18 protein-coding genes and 5 pseudogenes are annotated in these 15,669 nt (G+C 68.4%); 16 read left to right on the forward strand and 7 right to left on the reverse strand.

Going from position 1 to position 15,669, the window contains the following annotated elements; genetic code table 11:
* The 9 genes and pseudogenes from ACIBAD_RS34640 to ACIBAD_RS34680 all read left to right on the forward strand — a co-directional run.
* The coding region (locus ACIBAD_RS34640) for a transposase (RefSeq protein ID WP_398910811.1) at positions 1 to 223 on the forward strand (223 nt) is incomplete at its 5' end.
* 364 nt (positions 224 to 587) lie between these two features.
* Positions 588 to 1,136 carry a transposase family protein gene (locus ACIBAD_RS34645; RefSeq protein WP_398910877.1) on the forward strand — a complete coding sequence of 183 codons (549 nt, stop codon included), beginning with the start codon at positions 588 to 590 and terminating at the stop codon, positions 1,134 to 1,136.
* Complete coding sequence (locus ACIBAD_RS34650; RefSeq protein WP_398910879.1) at positions 1,027 to 1,395, forward strand: transposase; 369 nt, start codon at positions 1,027 to 1,029, stop codon at positions 1,393 to 1,395. The genes ACIBAD_RS34645 and ACIBAD_RS34650 overlap by 110 nt, the downstream gene beginning before the upstream one ends.
* Before the next feature lie 736 nt (positions 1,396 to 2,131).
* Positions 2,132 to 2,431: a hypothetical protein gene (locus ACIBAD_RS34655; RefSeq protein ID WP_398910813.1), complete on the forward strand. Its 300-nt coding sequence runs from the start codon at positions 2,132 to 2,134 to the stop codon at positions 2,429 to 2,431.
* Positions 2,432 to 2,506: 75 nt separating this feature from the next.
* Positions 2,507 to 2,725, forward strand: coding sequence for a hypothetical protein (locus tag ACIBAD_RS34660; RefSeq protein ID WP_134068419.1), 219 nt, complete (start codon positions 2,507 to 2,509; stop codon positions 2,723 to 2,725).
* 243 nt (positions 2,726 to 2,968) lie between these two features.
* A pseudogene (locus ACIBAD_RS34665) lies at positions 2,969 to 3,097 on the forward strand (IS630 family transposase); the annotation flags it as partial.
* A gap of 121 nt (positions 3,098 to 3,218) precedes the next feature.
* Positions 3,219 to 3,629: a RidA family protein gene (locus tag ACIBAD_RS34670; RefSeq protein WP_134068418.1), complete on the forward strand. Its 411-nt coding sequence runs from the start codon at positions 3,219 to 3,221 to the stop codon at positions 3,627 to 3,629.
* A 159-nt stretch (positions 3,630 to 3,788) separates the two neighbouring features.
* A pseudogene (locus tag ACIBAD_RS34675) lies at positions 3,789 to 4,176 on the forward strand (transposase); the annotation flags it as partial.
* 504 nt (positions 4,177 to 4,680) lie between these two features.
* Positions 4,681 to 4,857 carry a VOC family protein gene (locus tag ACIBAD_RS34680; protein ID WP_398910816.1) on the forward strand — a complete coding sequence of 59 codons (177 nt, stop codon included), beginning with the start codon at positions 4,681 to 4,683 and terminating at the stop codon, positions 4,855 to 4,857.
* A 445-nt stretch (positions 4,858 to 5,302) separates the two neighbouring features.
* On the opposite strand, the pseudogene ACIBAD_RS34685 reads toward ACIBAD_RS34680, so the two are convergent.
* A pseudogene (locus ACIBAD_RS34685) lies at positions 5,303 to 6,784 on the reverse strand (IS1182 family transposase).
* 147 nt (positions 6,785 to 6,931) lie between these two features.
* On the opposite strand from ACIBAD_RS34685, the gene ACIBAD_RS34690 reads away from it, so the two are divergent.
* On the forward strand, positions 6,932 to 7,276 hold the full coding sequence (locus ACIBAD_RS34690; RefSeq protein WP_134068416.1) for a hypothetical protein: 345 nt from the start codon (positions 6,932 to 6,934) through the stop codon (positions 7,274 to 7,276).
* Between the two features lie 6 nt (positions 7,277 to 7,282).
* On the opposite strand, the gene ACIBAD_RS34695 is transcribed toward ACIBAD_RS34690, so the two are convergent.
* Entirely contained in the window at positions 7,283 to 8,428 is a 1,146-nt protein-coding gene (locus tag ACIBAD_RS34695; protein WP_134068415.1) for a hypothetical protein, read from the reverse strand.
* A 145-nt stretch (positions 8,429 to 8,573) separates the two neighbouring features.
* On the opposite strand from ACIBAD_RS34695, the gene ACIBAD_RS34700 reads away from it, so the two are divergent.
* The gene (locus ACIBAD_RS34700) at positions 8,574 to 8,705 is read left to right on the forward strand and encodes a hypothetical protein (RefSeq protein ID WP_351369912.1); all 132 of its coding nucleotides are present in this window, start codon (positions 8,574 to 8,576) and stop codon (positions 8,703 to 8,705) included.
* An 11-nt stretch (positions 8,706 to 8,716) separates the two neighbouring features.
* On the opposite strand, the gene ACIBAD_RS34705 is transcribed toward ACIBAD_RS34700, so the two are convergent.
* The 3 genes and pseudogenes from ACIBAD_RS34705 to ACIBAD_RS34715 form a co-directional block, all read right to left on the reverse strand.
* Entirely contained in the window at positions 8,717 to 9,013 is a 297-nt protein-coding gene (locus tag ACIBAD_RS34705) for a hypothetical protein (protein WP_398910819.1), read from the reverse strand.
* Positions 9,014 to 9,137: 124 nt separating this feature from the next.
* Positions 9,138 to 9,263: a hypothetical protein gene (locus tag ACIBAD_RS34710; RefSeq protein WP_398910820.1), complete on the reverse strand. Its 126-nt coding sequence runs from the start codon at positions 9,261 to 9,263 to the stop codon at positions 9,138 to 9,140.
* 49 nt (positions 9,264 to 9,312) lie between these two features.
* Positions 9,313 to 9,856: pseudogene (locus tag ACIBAD_RS34715) on the reverse strand (GNAT family N-acetyltransferase).
* Positions 9,857 to 10,573: 717 nt separating this feature from the next.
* Here ACIBAD_RS34715 and ACIBAD_RS34720 point away from each other — a divergent pair.
* Both ACIBAD_RS34720 and ACIBAD_RS34725 read left to right on the forward strand, forming a co-directional pair.
* Positions 10,574 to 11,383: an aminoglycoside phosphotransferase gene (locus tag ACIBAD_RS34720; RefSeq protein ID WP_398910822.1), complete on the forward strand. Its 810-nt coding sequence runs from the start codon at positions 10,574 to 10,576 to the stop codon at positions 11,381 to 11,383.
* A gap of 88 nt (positions 11,384 to 11,471) precedes the next feature.
* Positions 11,472 to 11,834: pseudogene (locus ACIBAD_RS34725) on the forward strand (transposase); the annotation flags it as partial.
* 19 nt (positions 11,835 to 11,853) lie between these two features.
* Here the strand turns inward: ACIBAD_RS34725 and ACIBAD_RS34730 are convergent.
* Positions 11,854 to 12,528 (reverse strand): response regulator, encoded by a 675-nt coding sequence (locus tag ACIBAD_RS34730; protein WP_398910824.1) that lies wholly within the window; start codon positions 12,526 to 12,528, stop codon positions 11,854 to 11,856.
* 23 nt (positions 12,529 to 12,551) lie between these two features.
* Between ACIBAD_RS34730 and ACIBAD_RS34735 the strand changes: the two genes are divergently transcribed.
* Together ACIBAD_RS34735 and ACIBAD_RS34740 are read left to right on the forward strand one after the other, a co-directional pair.
* A complete protein-coding gene (locus tag ACIBAD_RS34735) occupies positions 12,552 to 12,989 on the forward strand; it encodes an RICIN domain-containing protein (RefSeq protein ID WP_398910826.1) in 438 nt (145 codons plus the stop codon).
* The gene (locus ACIBAD_RS34740) at positions 12,986 to 13,855 is read left to right on the forward strand and encodes an alpha/beta hydrolase family protein (protein WP_398910828.1); all 870 of its coding nucleotides are present in this window, start codon (positions 12,986 to 12,988) and stop codon (positions 13,853 to 13,855) included. Before ACIBAD_RS34735 ends, ACIBAD_RS34740 begins: the two co-directional genes overlap by 4 nt.
* Before the next feature lie 186 nt (positions 13,856 to 14,041).
* On the opposite strand, the gene ACIBAD_RS34745 is transcribed toward ACIBAD_RS34740, so the two are convergent.
* Positions 14,042 to 14,947, reverse strand: a complete 906-nt coding sequence (locus ACIBAD_RS34745; protein ID WP_398910831.1) for an RICIN domain-containing protein — start codon at positions 14,945 to 14,947, stop codon at positions 14,042 to 14,044.
* A 37-nt stretch (positions 14,948 to 14,984) separates the two neighbouring features.
* Between ACIBAD_RS34745 and ACIBAD_RS34750 the strand changes: the two genes are divergently transcribed.
* Entirely contained in the window at positions 14,985 to 15,191 is a 207-nt protein-coding gene (locus ACIBAD_RS34750) for a hypothetical protein (protein WP_398910833.1), read from the forward strand.
* Positions 15,192 to 15,669: the final 478 nt, after the last annotated feature.

A 15,669-nucleotide genomic window follows, 5' to 3' on the forward strand; every position in this document is an offset into this window, starting at 1 on the left:
CAGGGGCTTCACTCCCATCCCGAAGCGGTGGGCGGTCGAGCGGACCTACGGCTGGCTCATGCTCCACCGCCGCCTGGCCCGCGACTACGAAACCCACCCACACCGCTCCGAAGCCATGATCCACCTCGCCATGACCGACCTCATGGCCCGCCGCCTCACCGGCGAGAACACCATCTCCTGGCGCGACCCAAAAATGCCTATCAACCATCCCATCCCAGGATGAAACAGCAGGATAAAACGACCTCTGAGCTTGTCGTTTATGGTCTGCCGTCGAACGGAACTCGAACTTGCTCGGGATTTACCCAGTTCATCGGATGTGTGAGGGGCCGTCGTTCGATCCTGTGCTCAGCGACAACGCAGCACGGAGGCCGGGATCGTGGGACTGGTCGAGGACAGCGTCCAACGTGTCGGCGTACGACTGAGCTGGCTCTGGCAAGATTTTCGTAGCCGGAGATCATCCCGATGCGGACAGTCGCCTGGTTTGCGGTGTGGGCAGCCTTTGAGTGTGTTCTGTTGAACTGTCAAAGCTTTTACCGCACTTGGCCGGGTTACTGGTGTTCTCGGCTGATACTTCCGGTCCTGTCGTGGTGATCGAGGCTCGTACCCGCTCCCGTGTTCCAGCGGGATGCAGCGGGTGCGGTGTCCTGAGCGACTGGACCCACAGCCGCTATGTCCGGCACCTCGCCGATGCGGCGCTCGGCGGCCGGCCCGTCCGGATCGACTTGTCCGTGCGCCGTCTGTACTGCGAGAACCCGTCCTGCCCGAAGGTGACCTTCGCCGAACAGGTCCCTCGGCTGACCGTCCGCTACCAGCGGCGAACGCCGCTGCTGCAGCACCTGGTCGAGTCAGTCGGCGTGGTGCTGGCGGGCCGGGGCGGGGCCCGGATGCTGCGCGTCATGAACGTCGGACTCTCGCGGTGCACCGTGCTCGCCCAGCTGATGCGGATGCCGCTGCCGCCGCTGGTCACACCCCGGGTGCTGGGGTGGGGTCGACTTCGCGTTCTACGGCGACACCTACGGCACCCTCCTGGTCGATGCCACCACCCGCCTCCCGCTCACACTCTGGGAAGGACGCGATGCCGAACAGCTCAGCCGATGGCTCCGCGCGCATCCCGGAGTCGAGATCGCCTGCCGTGACGGCTCCCTCACCTACCGGCAGGGCATTGCCGACGGTGCCCCCGACGCCGTCCAGGTCAGCGATCGTTTTCACCTGTGGCAGGGCCCGTCCCGGCGCGTTCAGGACATCGCTCCGCCCACCGCGGCTGCCTGCCCGCAGCACTGTCCCCGGTCAGCGAGACAGATCCCGCACCGGTCAAGGAAGCCGCTGAGCACACCGCGGCCAACACCCGGGCCGGGGAGCATGCCCGCCGGCTGTTCGAGTCCGTGCAGGCCCTGACCCGCACCGGCCGGAGCTACAGCTCCGCGGCCCGGGAACTCGGCCTGGACCGCCGCACCGTCGCCAAGTACGCCCTGGCCCGGACCTGGCAGGAAGTGATGCGCCGGCCGCCCCGCAAGCGCTCCACCCTGGACCCCTACCTCGACTACCTGCAACAGCGCTGGGACGAGGGAGAGCACAGCGCGAAGATCCTGCACGAGGAACTCCAGGCCAAGGGTTACCTCGGCCACTACCAGCGCGTGAAAATGGCCGTCGCACCACTGCGACGAGGCCTGCCCCTCGACGAGCCGCGCGAGCGACCACCCTCCCCGCGGGAAGCCGCCCGATGGATTACCACCCACCCCGACCGCCGCAACCTGCACATCAAGGACCGCCTGCCCCGGCTCCTCGATCACTGCCCAGAACTCAGGCACACCCACGACCTGGTCCGCCGCTTCGCGGCCATGCTCGACGACCGGGAGGCCACACCCTCGCCAAGCTGGCTGAATGACCTGGCGAACAGCGGACTGGCCTCTCGCCGGCCTCGCCGGAGCCCTGCACGAGGACCGGCATGCCGTCGCCGAAGGCATCACCACCCCTTACAGCTCCGGGGTCAACGAAGGCCGCATCACCGACGTCAAGCTACAGAAACGCCTGATGGCCGGCCGCGCCGGCGTCTCACTCCCCCGCCACCGCGTCGTCCTGATCGCCCCCACCTCCGCCGCCACTATGCGAACCGGCCGACCGTGTCACCGAGATGATCTCCGGCTACGAAAATCTTGCCAGAGCCACGTTCGTGTACGCCGACATCTATGCGACTGTCGCCGATGCGACAGGCCTGGTGCAGGGCCTGGCGCAGCAGCTCCATGGAGGCGGGCCCGTCGAGGATGTCCAGGTCGTGCGGGCGGGCGTTGACGTCGAGGGTATGGCGGGAGGGGAGCAGGGCAGCGGTGCGCCGTCGGTGGGCAGCAGCGGGCGGGCCTGCTCGGCGCTGGAGGCGTTTGTCGATGACGACCAGGAGCGTTCTGCCGCTCCCCGGGTCACCCGATTGGAGTAATCGCACGTGCTTACGGACACGCCGCGGAGTCATTCTGGGAAGGCCCGAACGGGCTAACCCCGAGAGGAGCAAGTCATGCGCGTTCGACAACTGATCGGCCTGGCCCTCGCAACTCTGGCTTTCGCAGGAATGAGCGTCACCGGGTCCTTCGCGGCCGAGGAGGCGGCACCCCAGGTATCCTGGGGGGACTGCAAGTACGGCGGCGGCTACCCGGTGAAGCACAGCAGCGGCTACTGGTACTGCCAGGGCGGCACGTACAACGGCCAGCGGGTCTACGGCAGCAGCGGCTACTGACCAATCACGACCCAGGGTCGTCGGCTCACTGCCGACGACCCGAGGCGCTCGTGCCAGCGGCCTCAACACGCCTCCCGACGCGCTGCCGGCGGGACTATGCGCCGGGCCGGCTCCCCGGTCAGGAGGTGTCGGGTTTGCGGACAGGCCCCCATACTGTCGCGTCCCTGCGCCGACGCTCCATCCCGTCGGCCTCCCACCCCACCGCCCACCATTACGGCCCCCAACCGTCGGTCCCCCGACCCAGACGTCGCCTTCAGCACCCCCTAACACCTCGACCAGCGCATCCGACGCGGCCTATGACACATCCAGTACCGCAGTCACCTCACAGACGGCTGCCTCGCCGAGACAGGCCTGACCATCAGACCCGCCTGATCAGCGGCACGACACCACGAGTTCAGCCTCAGCTTGTTCTTTAACCTCACGTCACTGCGGAATGCTTGCCGGTGGAGAAAATGCGGTGCGTGCTGGCACCACGCCGGTCAGACTCGCTGACATGACTGAGAAGATCACCCGCATCAACCCCGAGCAGCTGCACGAGACACCCGGCTATCACCACATCACCGTGGTGGAGGCAGGCCGTACCGCCTATCTGGCGGGACAGTGCCCGCTTGATCGGAATGGTGACCTCGTCGGTTCCGGTTCCCCCGAGGCGCAGGTCGACCAGGTTGTCGCGAACGCGCTCGCTGCCCTGGCAGCGGTGAGTGCCCAGCCTGAACATGTGGTGCGGTCAGTGATCTACGTGCGGAGCGATGAGAGGGACATTCTCGGAGCCGCATGGCGTCGGCTCACCGAGTCTGCCCTGGGTCCGGCGTTTACCACCGCCAGCACGCTCTTGGGCGTCGCCCAGCTGGGCTTTCCGGGACAGCTCGTCGAGGTGGATCTCACCGTGGCGCTGCCTGACTGACTTCGAACGGCGTATCGAACTGGGCAGCCCGGCTGGGCATGCGCGGGACGCTGGGGCGGCCTTCGTCTGATCATGTGCTCCGACCAAGGTGCACCGATCAGGAAGGTGCGTCTGCTGCCAGACGCCGGTCCCGGGGATGCGTTCGCGTAAGCGTCACGCTTGCGGGAGGACCTATGCGACTGCCTGACCGTGCGCGGGGACGAGCTGTTCGAGCTCGTGGACGCATTGCTGTGCGCGGACGGCCCGGTGACGTCGCTGGTGGATCTGACGCTGGTGGCCGAGCACCGGCGTGGGCACGGTGCGATGTACGAGGCGTTGAACCACGGGAACGTGGACGTACCCCCGGTTACGGCAGGTGCTGGCCGGTCTGCCGATACCGCGGGCCCCCGACAGGCGCCTGGTCCTGGCGGTCGATGTCATCAACTGGCTCCGTCCTGACGCGCCGCACAGCGCGGATCGCCTGTTCTGCCACGTCTACGGCCGCAGCGGACGCTCCTCGGACCAGTTCATCCCCGGCTGGCCGTACTCGTTCGTCGCCGCCCTCGAAAATCGTGCTCGCCCATTGGTAGGCGGTGGTGGCGTCGGGCCGGCGTGTGAGGCGTTGGTGGGCGTGGTGAGCCTGGCCGAGTTCGGGTAGTGCATGGGTGTCCAGCGACGCACGGTCGGCGGCAGGGGTGGCCCATTGGTGGTGGCGTGGGCATAGGCGCTGGTGTGCGGGGTGGTAGGCCAATGCCTGGGTGGTGGTTCTGTGGGTGTGGTGGGGGGTGCACTGCGGGCAGGTGCGGGTGGGCTGGTCGGCGGGTTCGAGGTGGTGCCAGCGGGCGGTGGGCTGGCCCGATACCGGGCTGCCTGGTCTGTGTCAAGGACACCGCGGCCAGCATCGTGTTCTACAAGCAGCTCGGCTTCGACGTCGATTCCAGCACCGCCAGCCCCGGCGACGACATCCATATGCTGCTCTACCAGGGCGGATTCTGCGGGATGCTGTACAGCAACGCCGACCTGAAGCCTGGCCGACACCCCCATCGGCTTCGCCGGCATGTTCTATCTGGGCGTGGACGACTTCGACGGAGCCCACGACCGTATCGCCCGGCACGCGGAGATCATCAAGGACACCGACACCGACCATACCGGCCAGCGCATGTTCTACTTCCGCGACCCGGACGGCTGCGTCATCGGCATCAACGACCAGGCCGCCCTCAAGGCCAGCGACCTCGGCAAATACGCCTGAACAGGGCTTCAGACACCGAAAGACCCAGCCCAATGGACAGCAACAAGCTCGCGCACGGGCCACCGCCTACAACGAACAGGACTTCGACCGGCTGGAGGACCTGTACACCGACGACACCGATTGCACGCCCTTCAAGCTCAGGTTCGTGTGGCCGCTCGTCCCGGAGAATTTCCGCCCGTGCGCTCGCGCCTGCTGCCCTGACGCCGCCCAGTCGGGCGGCGCCGTGGTGCCCCCCTTCTCGACTGCGCCAGCTACCCCGCCTGCGTGCGGGCGGGCGGTGGTGACCCTAGGAGTGTGGGTCAGTAACGAGCAAGCGGCTCCGCTCCCGTGACTGGCGGATCGGTCGCGGCGGCCCGGTTGGGGCCTGTGTGGGGCTCTGGAGGGGGTCTGCCCGCCGGGTGTCCGGCGGGCAGGGCTCGTGATGTGGCCGGGGAGTTCGGCTGGGTCAGCTGGCCAGGGCGGCGATCCCTGCTGTCCCGGCGTGGCGGAAGATCTTGCGGAGGTTGTGGCAGGCGGCGAGCAGGCGCCACTCGCCGCGGGCGCCGTCCTCGCCGCGCAGGAGGAGTTGGCGGCCGTTCTGGCAGGTCATGATCTGTCCGAAGACGGGTTCGACGGTGGCCTTGCGGCGGCTGTAGGCCTTCCGGCCGGGTTTGGTCCGCAGTTTGCGGGCCATGCGCTCTTTCAGGGTCGCGTTCTTGGGGATGCGTCCGCGTGGTGCGGGTGGGACCTGCTCGTCGTGGGCGAGGCGGCCGGTGGCCATGAATGTGTCGGTTCCGCAAGCGAGTTGACGGTCCCGTGCGGCTTCGAGGTTGGTCTCGGAGCAGTAGCCGGCATCGACGAGGGCCTGCTTGGGGTGGCGGCCGGTGTTCGCGTGGGACTGGTCGAGCATCGTGGTGTAGTTCAGCGCGTCGGAGGCGTTGCGGGTCACGTCGGCGGCGGTGCTGACCTGGTGGGCCTCGTCGACGACGGCCTGGGCGTTGTAGGCCTGGATGTAGGCACCGTCGCTGTTCTTCATGATCCGCGAGTCGGGGTCGGTGAAGTTCGCCTGGGCCTTCGGCTTCGGACGGGCCTTGGCGGCGCCGGCCTCGCCGGCGTCGGTGACGGCCTACTCGTCGCTGGTGCGGGCGCGGTCTTGGCGGCGTCGTTCCTTGTCCTCGGCGTGCCGGCGGGCCTTGTCGGCGGCCTCGGCCTCGATCTGGGCGCGGGCGGCCTGCAGCCTGGCGAGGCGCTTCTCGCGCCGGTCGAGCTCGGCGGGCAGGTCCATGTCCTTGCCGTCGACGCCGAAGGTGGCGTCCTCGGCTTCGTCGGTGGCCTCGGCGTCGGGGAGCAGGGCAGCGGCCTTCGCCTCCAGTTGGGCGAGCTCGGCCTCTACCCGCTCTTCCTTGTCGACGAGGCGCCCGTAGCTCATCGCCTTGTGCTTGGAGGCGTTCGCTTCGAGCTTGGTGCCGTCCAGGGCGACGCGGCCCATCTTGACCATGCCGAGCTTGGCCGCGAGGTGGAGGGACTGGTTGAACAGGTCGGCCAAGGCGTCGAGGTGGCGGCGGCGGAACCGGGCGATCGAGCGGAAGTCCGGGGCCTGGTCGGCGGCCAGGAACCGGAACGCGACATCGTCGGCGCACTTGCGCTCGATCGCCCGCGAGGAGCGGATGCCGGTGGTGTAGCCGTAGACCAGCAGACGCACCATCAGCCCGGGATCGTAGGGCGGATAGCCCCGCTTCTCGGTGTAGTCCGCCAGGACCGGTCCAAGGTCGAGTACCTCGTCGACCAGGTCCGCGACGAACCGGGCGAGGTGGCTCTCGGGCAGCCAGTCGTCCAGCGATGGCGGCAGCAGCAGGACCTGATGCGGGTCGAACGCACGGAACGTCTTGTCCACCGCTGCCGCACGACCCGGCGTCCGCTTCACCTCGACCGGCTCGACCTCGAACAGCCCATCCTCGCCACGCATACCGGGATCATCCCGCACGAAAGATCACGAGACGCAGGCGGGTTGCCCGTTCCCGAGACACGCTCCTAGTCTGTCGGGTGGCAGATCTTGTACTCGCCCTTGTCGGGGCGCTGCGGAGTGAGCGGTGGGATGGCGACTGCGAGCCCGGTGGAGGCCGGAGTCCTCTGGTCGGGGCAGCTCGGCCGACAGGCCGCGATGCTGCGCGAGGTGGACGGCCGGCGGGTGCTGCGGATCGGCGACCGGGAGACCGCGGTCACCGCCGAGGCCAAGGTCCACCACTGGAGCAACCTGCTGGGACAGCGAATTGTCGTCCACCACCCCGGTCGGCCGCCGTTCGTCCACCGCTACCGGCTGCCGTGGCCACTGCAGTTGGCACCGCTCTGGTCGGCGACCCACGACCGGTGGTCGGCCGAGGCGGACGATCCCGGCCTGGAGCTGGTCGCGCTGCTGGGCGGAACCGACGACTGGCGGTAGCCCGGATCAGGGCAGCTGCCTCGCGAGCCCCTGAAGCGTCTGCAGCCGGCTCTCGAACACCTCGTCCCCCACCATCCTGTCGACGTCGGCTATGACCGTCGCCAGCTGGTCGGGGCCCAGGTACGGCCCGAGCCCGACGAACGCCTCCGAGCGCGCCTTCCGGCTGTCCAGCGCGTACGCCGCGGCCAGCGCCCGGTCCCGCTGCTCGTCGGTCAGCCCCTGCCTGGCCAGCCTGGCCAGCAGACCCGCGGCGGAGAAGGGGTTTTCGATGTGGCGGACGGCCTCCAGTACGACGTCCGGCTCGTCGCCGTCGAGGTAGGGAACGATCGCCTCGTACACCCGGCACCGCGCGACGTCGTCGTTGACCTCGTCGGCGATCGCCATCGCGTCGGCGCGCAGTGCGCGATGGCTGGTGCCCTCGCGGTCCTTGAGGTTCTTCGCAAGGCCGATCAGGGCGGGAGCCGGGTGCCTGAGCGCCCGAGCGATCCCCAGGGCCTGGCGCAGGTGTTCGCCGTCGAGGTGGCAGGCCACCTCCGCCAGCGTCTCCACCCGCTCCTCCTCCTTGCCGATGCTGCGGACGAAATTCAGCGCGTCCGTCAACGCCTGCCCGCGTTGATCGGCATCCAGGCCGGAAGACAGTTCGACCAGCGCCCTGGCGCAGGACCGGTTGTTGCGGATCGTCCGGACGGACCGCAGCGCCTCGGCCTGGAGGCTCCGCCGCTCGTCGTCCTCGGTCATCCGCGAGGCCAGCTCGGCCAGCAGCAGCGCGCGGGCGTGCGCATCGACGACGGCCCTGATCGAGGCCAACTCCTCCTCGAACCACTCGGATTCGGCCGGACGCCGGATCTCCGGTACGGGAGCACCGCTCGCCGCCAGCCATAGCTCATGCAGAAGTGTCGGCTCCGCGTCCGCCGAGCGGCCGGGGACCCGCTTGGCCAGGCTCTCCGCGATCAGCTCCACCAGGCCCCAGGTCGGCAGCCGTACGCTGCTGAAGGCGTCGTAGATCCTGCTGCGCCCGGCCTCACCGATCCCGACCTCGTCCATCATGACCCGGACCGAAGGCCAGCCCGCCCGATGGTGCAGCTCGTGCAGTGCGGTGTTGAACTCGCTGTGCGGGCCGACCGGCAGCTCCGGACGTCGCAACCTCGCCATCAGCGCCCCCTCAGGTGTCCGAGACTGTCTGACAGCTTGCCAGCTCGCTCGGTTCTGTCGGGTGCGAATCCGATGATGTCCGCAATCGTCCTTCCCGCCTCACCGCTGCCCAGGATGGGAGCACCGAAGAGGAGAGGTGAGGTCGATGAAGAAGCTCGGCAAGGCGGAGGTCCGGCGGGCCGGATGGTCGGTGCTGTTCGCCGTCGTCAAGGGGTCCGCGACCGCGGTCGGAACCGCCATGACCACGGCGCTTATCTGGTGGTGGCAGCACCGGTGACCGCGCGCCACTCAGACGGTGATCGTCCGGGGGACCCGGCTGTCCACCTCGATCAGGCCGGGGCCGGGCAGGTCGACGGTGCCGCGGAAGGGCCCGTCGCAGGTGATCAGTTCTGCCTCGTAATCACCGCTGAACGACCGGAGCCGGAGGGTCACGCGCCCGGCCTCCTTCAGCTCCAACCGCACCGTGGTGCGCCCGCCGGTGTAGCGGAGGACGTCCTCGCCCTTGCCCTCGGCTGCGTTCCCCAGCTCGGCGAGCGAGCCGGAGCCGCGGAACCCGAACTTCCAGCGGGGGGAACCGGCCACCACGGCCCGGCCTCACCCTGAGGTGCGTGTACTCCCTCGGCACGATGACCCGCGCCCGGCCGCTACCGATGCTGAACGCCGTGAGCATGCTGCCCTGCTCGAGCCGTTCGGGAGTGTCGATCACGCCCTAGACGTAGAAGCCGCCGAGGACCCCGCCCTTGGTCTCGGCCACCGTGGCCGCACCGTCCGGGGCGTGCGTGACGGGGACCTCACCGTTCCTCCAGCCCGAGTGGGGCAGCTGCATCTCGTCCATGGCTCGCATTGTGCCAGTGCCCGCACGGACAGGGGGCGGCGCGTCGGGCTCAACTGCCGCATCGGCCGCCGATCTCGGCGGCCAGCGCCGCGTAGATGTACTCGCTTCCCCAGCGGTCCCCGTCGAGGTCGTTCTCGACCAGGTGCGCCTCCCGACGCATCCCGAGGCGCTCGCAGACCCGCACGGACCCGGTGTTCAACACATCCAGCCGTGCGTAGAGCCGGTGCACGCCCAGCCTGTCGAAGGCGAACCGGGCCAGCGCCAGGGCCGCCTCGGTCGCATAGCCCTGCCCCTGGTGACGTGGGTCGACAGTCCAGCCTATCTCGGCCTGGGCAGCGCGGGCATCGGCCAGGGTGAGCGTCACCTCGCCGAGGAGGCCGGGCTCATCGCGTCGGCACACGGCAAGCGCCAGCTTGTCCCCGTCCGCGTACCAGACCGAGTACGCCGCGCGCTCGGCCGCAACCTGCTCGCTGCGCCCGCGTGTGTGCCGGCCGGTACAGGTAGCGCGCCACGCTGGGCAGGCTCTGGTAGGCGTACAGATCGTCGGCGTCGCCGGGAGTGAACAGACGCAACGACAACCGGGCCGTGGTCATCGGCAGCAGCGAGGCGATGTCCACGCGAACCTCCGGGACGCGGATCTGGATCAAGATGCGGACGGATTGTCGCATCGCGGCTGACGGGCAGCCACGCCTTCTTGTTTACTGACCCACACTCCTAGCCGCCGTGACCGCCGCGCTGGCCTCCGTCCTGCCGTGACCCACCACGCAGCGCGGGTCGGTGGGCACAGAGAAGACCATGGCGTAGTATTGGTCTTCAGCTAGCCTCCCGGAACGGGGCGTGCTGACGCGCGTTGGTGGTCCAAGGAAAGACACCCCACTTCCCGTGGGGGGATGCAGGTGCAAGGCCTGCCCAGCGCTCCACCGAGTCCCGCCGTCCCGTTGTAGAGGGACGGCGGGACTCTTTGCATGTCTGCCGGAGGACGGGTGTCCCAGTTCCCCGGCGCGGGCCGGCTGTCGCAAGACCGCGGCACAGTTGCCTCGGGAGGGTTACGCCAGCTAGCTGGGGAGTCCGTGGCCCGGGGGTGGCGGCGCGTTATGGCCAATGTCGCCGATGCTGGGTGGCGGTGGGAAGGTGGCGGGTAGTTTCGCGCCATGACCGTTCCTCTGCTTGATCGGCGTCCGTCTTCTCCCGGGCCGACGTCTAAGCCGCCGCCGGGGCGTCCGTCGACTGATCCGCCGACCCGTCCGGACAAGAACCCGCCGTTCCCGCCGAACAATCCGCAGCAGCCCCGGACAGGAGGCTGACCGGTCATGCGCGTTGACCGGCTCCCGTTCGAGGAGCTTCCCGACGAAACCCGGCAGGCGATCGCGGCCCGGGTGGGGGAGGACTGCCCGAGAGCGGAGGTGGAGTCGGGGACCAGTTCCGCGCTCGCGTCGCTGTTCTGGCCGGAGTCCGGCCCGGAGATGGTGTTCGTCAAGGGCCTGCCGCTGGACCACCCCCGGATCGGTGAGCTGCGGGCCGAAGCAGCTGTCGCCCCGTTCGTTCCCGCCGTCGCCCCCAAGCTGCTGTGGCAGGAAGAGGCCGGCGGGTGGCTGCTGCTCTGCTTCGAGGGCGCCCACGCGTCTGCATGGGCGTACTTCGGCGAGGACGGTGACCATCTGGAGCCGGTCGCCGCGGCCCTGCGCGAGCTAAGCCTGCTGCCCGCGCCTGACGGGGTGCGGCTGACGCCGTGGGACCGGTGGGGGGAGTACTGCGACCCCACCCACGAAGGCCTCCTGACGGGGGACCGGCTGGTGCATTCGGATCCGGCCGCCACCAACTTCATGGTCGAGCGCAACGGCCGGGTGTGGATGATCGACTGGGCATGGGCCATGCGCGGCCCCGCATGGATCGACGCCGCACTTTGGGGATTCCGCCTGGTGCTCGACGGCAAGCAGAGCGTCGAAGACGCGGCGCGCTGGGCCCAGACCATCCCCGCGTTCGCCACGGCTCCTCGCGATGGGGTGCGAGTTCTCACGGAGGCGGAGGCGCGTTCCTGGGAGGACTGGCGCGAGCATGGCATGACCGAGCTCGACGACACGATCACAGCCGCCCGCGCATGGGCCGCGCACTGGCGCTGACGTCCACCCCAGGCCCCGGTGCTCGCTCTCACGAACACCTCGCGCTTCACGCGGCAGCGGCCCGGCGCACCGTCTCGCCGGGACACGGGTGCGGGTCCGGCTGCCGGTCGGCCGGCCCCGCACCAGACCCGCAGCGGTCGCCGCGGACAAGGCCTACTCATCGCGCGGCAATCGCGCCTACCTGCGCAAACGCGGAATCAAAGCAGTCATCCCGGAGAAACGGGACCAGGCCGTCAACCGCAAGAAGAAGGGCGCACGAGGCGGCCGGCCCGTCAGCCACGACACCGGCCTCTACAAGGAGCGGAACACCGTCGAACGCCTGATCAACAAGCTGAAAGCCCGGCGAGGCATCGCCACCCGCTACGACAAGTCACCCGAAAGCTACCTCGCCGGCCTCCACCTCCGCGCCGCAATAATCTGGATCGACGACCTCCTCAAACCCGCCGACTGATCACAACCTCACACAGGCCCTAGCGGCCACCGGTCTGGTCTGAGCCGACCAGACCGGCCTCGTAAGCGAGAACTGCGGCCTGTGTGCGGTTGTCGAGACCGAGGCGGGCGAGCATACGAGACACGTGCGTCTTGACACTGGCGAGAGACAGATGGAGCACTTCGGCGATCTTCTGGTTGGTATACCCGGCAGCGATGAGATCTAGGACCTCGCGTTCGCTGTCCGTCAGCGAATCGATCTTCTCTCGCCAGCCGTTGGACCCGGCCGGCGTCCTCGCCTGCGCCCGGCTGACCAGCTTCGTCATGATCTCGGGCAACAGCACGGTGCCACCGTCCGCAGCCGTCCGCACCGCGGCTGTCAGCTCATCGGACCTGATGTCCTTCAGTAGGAATCCGGCGGCCCCCGCGTTCAGGGCCTCGATCACCAGGTCGTCGGTGTTGAAGGTGGTCAGAACCAGCACTCGCGGGGCGTCCTCAAGGCGCATCAGTTGAAAAGTGGCCTCTACCCCGCCGATGTGCGGCATGTGGAGGTCCATGACGACGACGTCGGGCCGGTGTTCCCGGGTGGCGCTCACTGCTTCCGCGCCACCGGCGGCCTCGGCGACGACCTCGATCCCGTAGACGGCTTCGAGGGCCGAGCGCAGTCCGGAACGGATGAGGGACTGATCATCAACAATCAGGACTCGGATCGTCACAAGTGCTTCCTTCGTTGCGGCGAATGCGTTTGCACCAAGCATCCACCTCACGGACTCCCCACATCAGTCGATCAAGAGTTCCGTCAAGCGCCGCTGATCAAGTTCGAGGTTCGTTCGATCGCGGAGCTTCAACGACAAGCTCACCGCCCGCGCATGGGCGGTCCAGGGCCGAAAGCCGGGCCGCTTCCGCATCTGACAGCGCAGACACGCTCGCGGGCCAGCCCCAGGCCGCTCCCTTTCGAGGCATCTCCACCGTCACGGTGGCCCACTCCGGGAAGCGCCTGGACATCCGGAACTCGCCCACGGCCGATGGCGCGGTACTCGTACAAAACCGCTGCTACGGCCGCCCGGCCCAGCGGTTCACCCTCAACTCGTTCTTCGTCTTCGTACTTGCACGACGCCAGGGTGCGGGTCGGCCAGTGGTATCAGGGCCTGGCCGTCTCTCTACGATGTCGCCATGACGATCTCTGTACGGGAACATCCGCTGATACGCGTTCTGTACGACGAGTCCCGCCATGATCTGCGGGATCCGGCTCATCCGCGTCCCGTCCGTCTCTACCTATGGGAGCCGGAGCATCCCCTGACCGCACCCGCCCCGCTGGTCGTCGTCTCGCACGGCACCGGGGGCTCGGGCGGAGACATGGAGTGGCTGGTGCGTCCGCTGCGTGAGGCGGGATTCCGGGTGATGGCCCTTGACCACCACGGCAACAACTTTGTCGACGGTTACGAGCCTGAGGGTTTTCTCCACGTGTGGGAACGGCCCCGGGACGTCTCCTTCGCCCTCGATGCGCTCGCTCGGGAACAGCCTCTCGGTCCGGTCGGCGCAGCGGGATTCTCCCTCGGCGGCTATACGGCGGCGGCACTTGCCGGGGCCCGCGTCGACCCGCAGATTGCGTGGGCCGTGCTGTCGGGGGCGCTGCCCTTGCCTGACATTCCCGAATTCCCCGGCGTAGTGGAGGCGCTGCGGAAGAAATATCCGGAAGACGAGTCGTCGCGGCTTGTGCTGGAAGGCGCTGGAGCAGACCTCTTGGATTCCCGGATGCGAGCGGTCTTCCAGGTGGCCCCAGGCGTCGGCGGTTTCGTGACCCCGGAGAGTCTGGCAACCGTGCAGGTGCCGGTGGAGATCCGCTGGGGAGGGGCGGACTCGGTCAACCCCTATGAAGTCGATACCAGGCCGTACCTGGAGCATATTCCCACGGCGAATGGCCGATCGGCCGGCCCCCACGTTCGCCACGACGACTTCTTCGCGCCGGATCCTGCTGACCCGACCGTCCGCGTGCGGGTTGGCAGGGAGGCGGCCACCTTCTTCCTGCAGCACCTTGGCTGACCGCGCGCGGTGTACAAGCCGGGACCCCGGTTCTGTCCCTATCTCGAACAGCCCGTGGCGCTGCGGCACACCGTTCCTTTTACATTCCCTCCATTGCGGCTTCGTTCTCCATGGAGCCCCGGGCCGCAGGGCCGCAATGCCTGGTGCCCCGCCAGGTGGTGGACGGGGTACCAGGTGTGGAGCGGGTTAGGGAAGTGCGGCCCAGGACTGGGAATTCGCGCTGCCTGACCACACGGTGGTCACCGCCGTGCCCGCGGAGATGGTCTTGCCGTTGATGTCGAGGACGAATCCGGTCTGCGGGTTGGTGAGTTTGAGCGTGCCGTTGGCCTTGGCGACGGTCCACTTCTGGTAGGCGTTGGCGGAACCGAACGCCTGGGCGGTGACAGGGTTGCCCACGTCGGTGCCGGCGGTGAGGGTCAGGGGCTGGGCGCAGCCGTTGGTGATCCGCACGGTGCCGTCCGGGTTCGCGTCGAACTTCCAGCGCTGCGAGCCGCGGCTGGTGTCCCGGGCGGCGACGATGACGGTGGAGCCGGCTGCGCAGGAGTTGGTGAGGTCGACTGCCAGGCCGCCGCCGTCGGTGAGGCTGTAGTACGCGCCGTTGCCAGCGAGGGCGGGCCCGTAGTCGATGGTGTGCGGTGCCAGCTTGCTCAGCGCGTCCGCACTGGTGGACAGCGGCGGGTTCGCGCTGGGGCGCACGGTGTTGAAGTAGGCGGAGAAGGTGTCCGGCCTCTGCGTCGTGAGGGCGGTGAGGGTCTTGGCCATGCCGTTGTCCACGCCCCGCCACAGGTCGAGCAGGGAGCCGCCGACGTTGCCCTGCACCTGGTCGCCGACCTGCCACGAGGCGCCGTAGGCGAAGCCCTCGCTCGTGCCGTCGGGGTGGACGTAGCGGGAATCGCCCAGCAGGTAGGCGGCCACGGCGTCGGCGAACCCCTCCGACCAGGCGCAGGTCTCGGAGCTGACCCACGGAACGAAATGCTGCCGGCAGTTCTGGACGAGCGGGGATTGCCCGCCGTAGAGGCGGTTCATGAGGAAGTGGCCTCCCTCGTGCAGGATGGCGTGCTCGGTGTCCGCCGCGGCACCGTAGACATACATCCTGTTGTCGTAGCCGTCGTAGGACGCGCTGGGGCTGGTGGATTCGCCCCAGTACACCATGAGCGGGCTGCAGGCGCTGCTGTCGCTCTCCTGGGCGGACCAGCACTCGCTCGTCGGGTTGGCGCGGTTCGTCCACAGCGTGAAAAGCGTGTCGAAGATGTGGAAGGGGCGTGAGCTGGACGTGGCCGGCTTGACGACACCGAGGTTCCTGTTGCCGGTGACTTTGGAGATCGCAGCCGTCTGAAAAGGCGTACTTGTTGGCGCTCTCGTCGACGACCCGCCACAGGTTGTTGTAGGCCCAGACCTTCACCGACACGCTGCCCAGCGAGGTGGTCGTGGTGGGTGTGTAGCAGAGGTTGTAGTTGCCGCTGGTGTCCGTCAGGCCCACAACGTTGAGCCCATGCGGCGTGTCAGTGCTCTTCTCGGCACCGATCAGTTCGACGCGGGCTTTCCGGAGCGGCTTGGTACGAATGGGCTTGGCCGTACCGTCCTCGGCGGACTGGTAGTCGTACTGGATCGTGCCGCTGATGCAGACAGGGCTCGCCGCGCTCGCAGCGGTGGCCATCAGGGGAACGGCGGCCAAGCCGCAGAGCAGCGCCGTGGCCAGGGCGATGACCCGGAAGGGCCGTCGCAGGCGGATGATCATGGGGAACTCTCCCAAAAGTGGGTTCTGGCACAGATCTTGGGGAGTCGTCGCGGAGCGTTACCTCGATGTTCGATTG

Source organism: Streptomyces sp. NPDC051109, assembly GCF_044455885.1.
Lineage (GTDB): Bacteria > Actinomycetota > Actinomycetes > Streptomycetales > Streptomycetaceae > Streptomyces.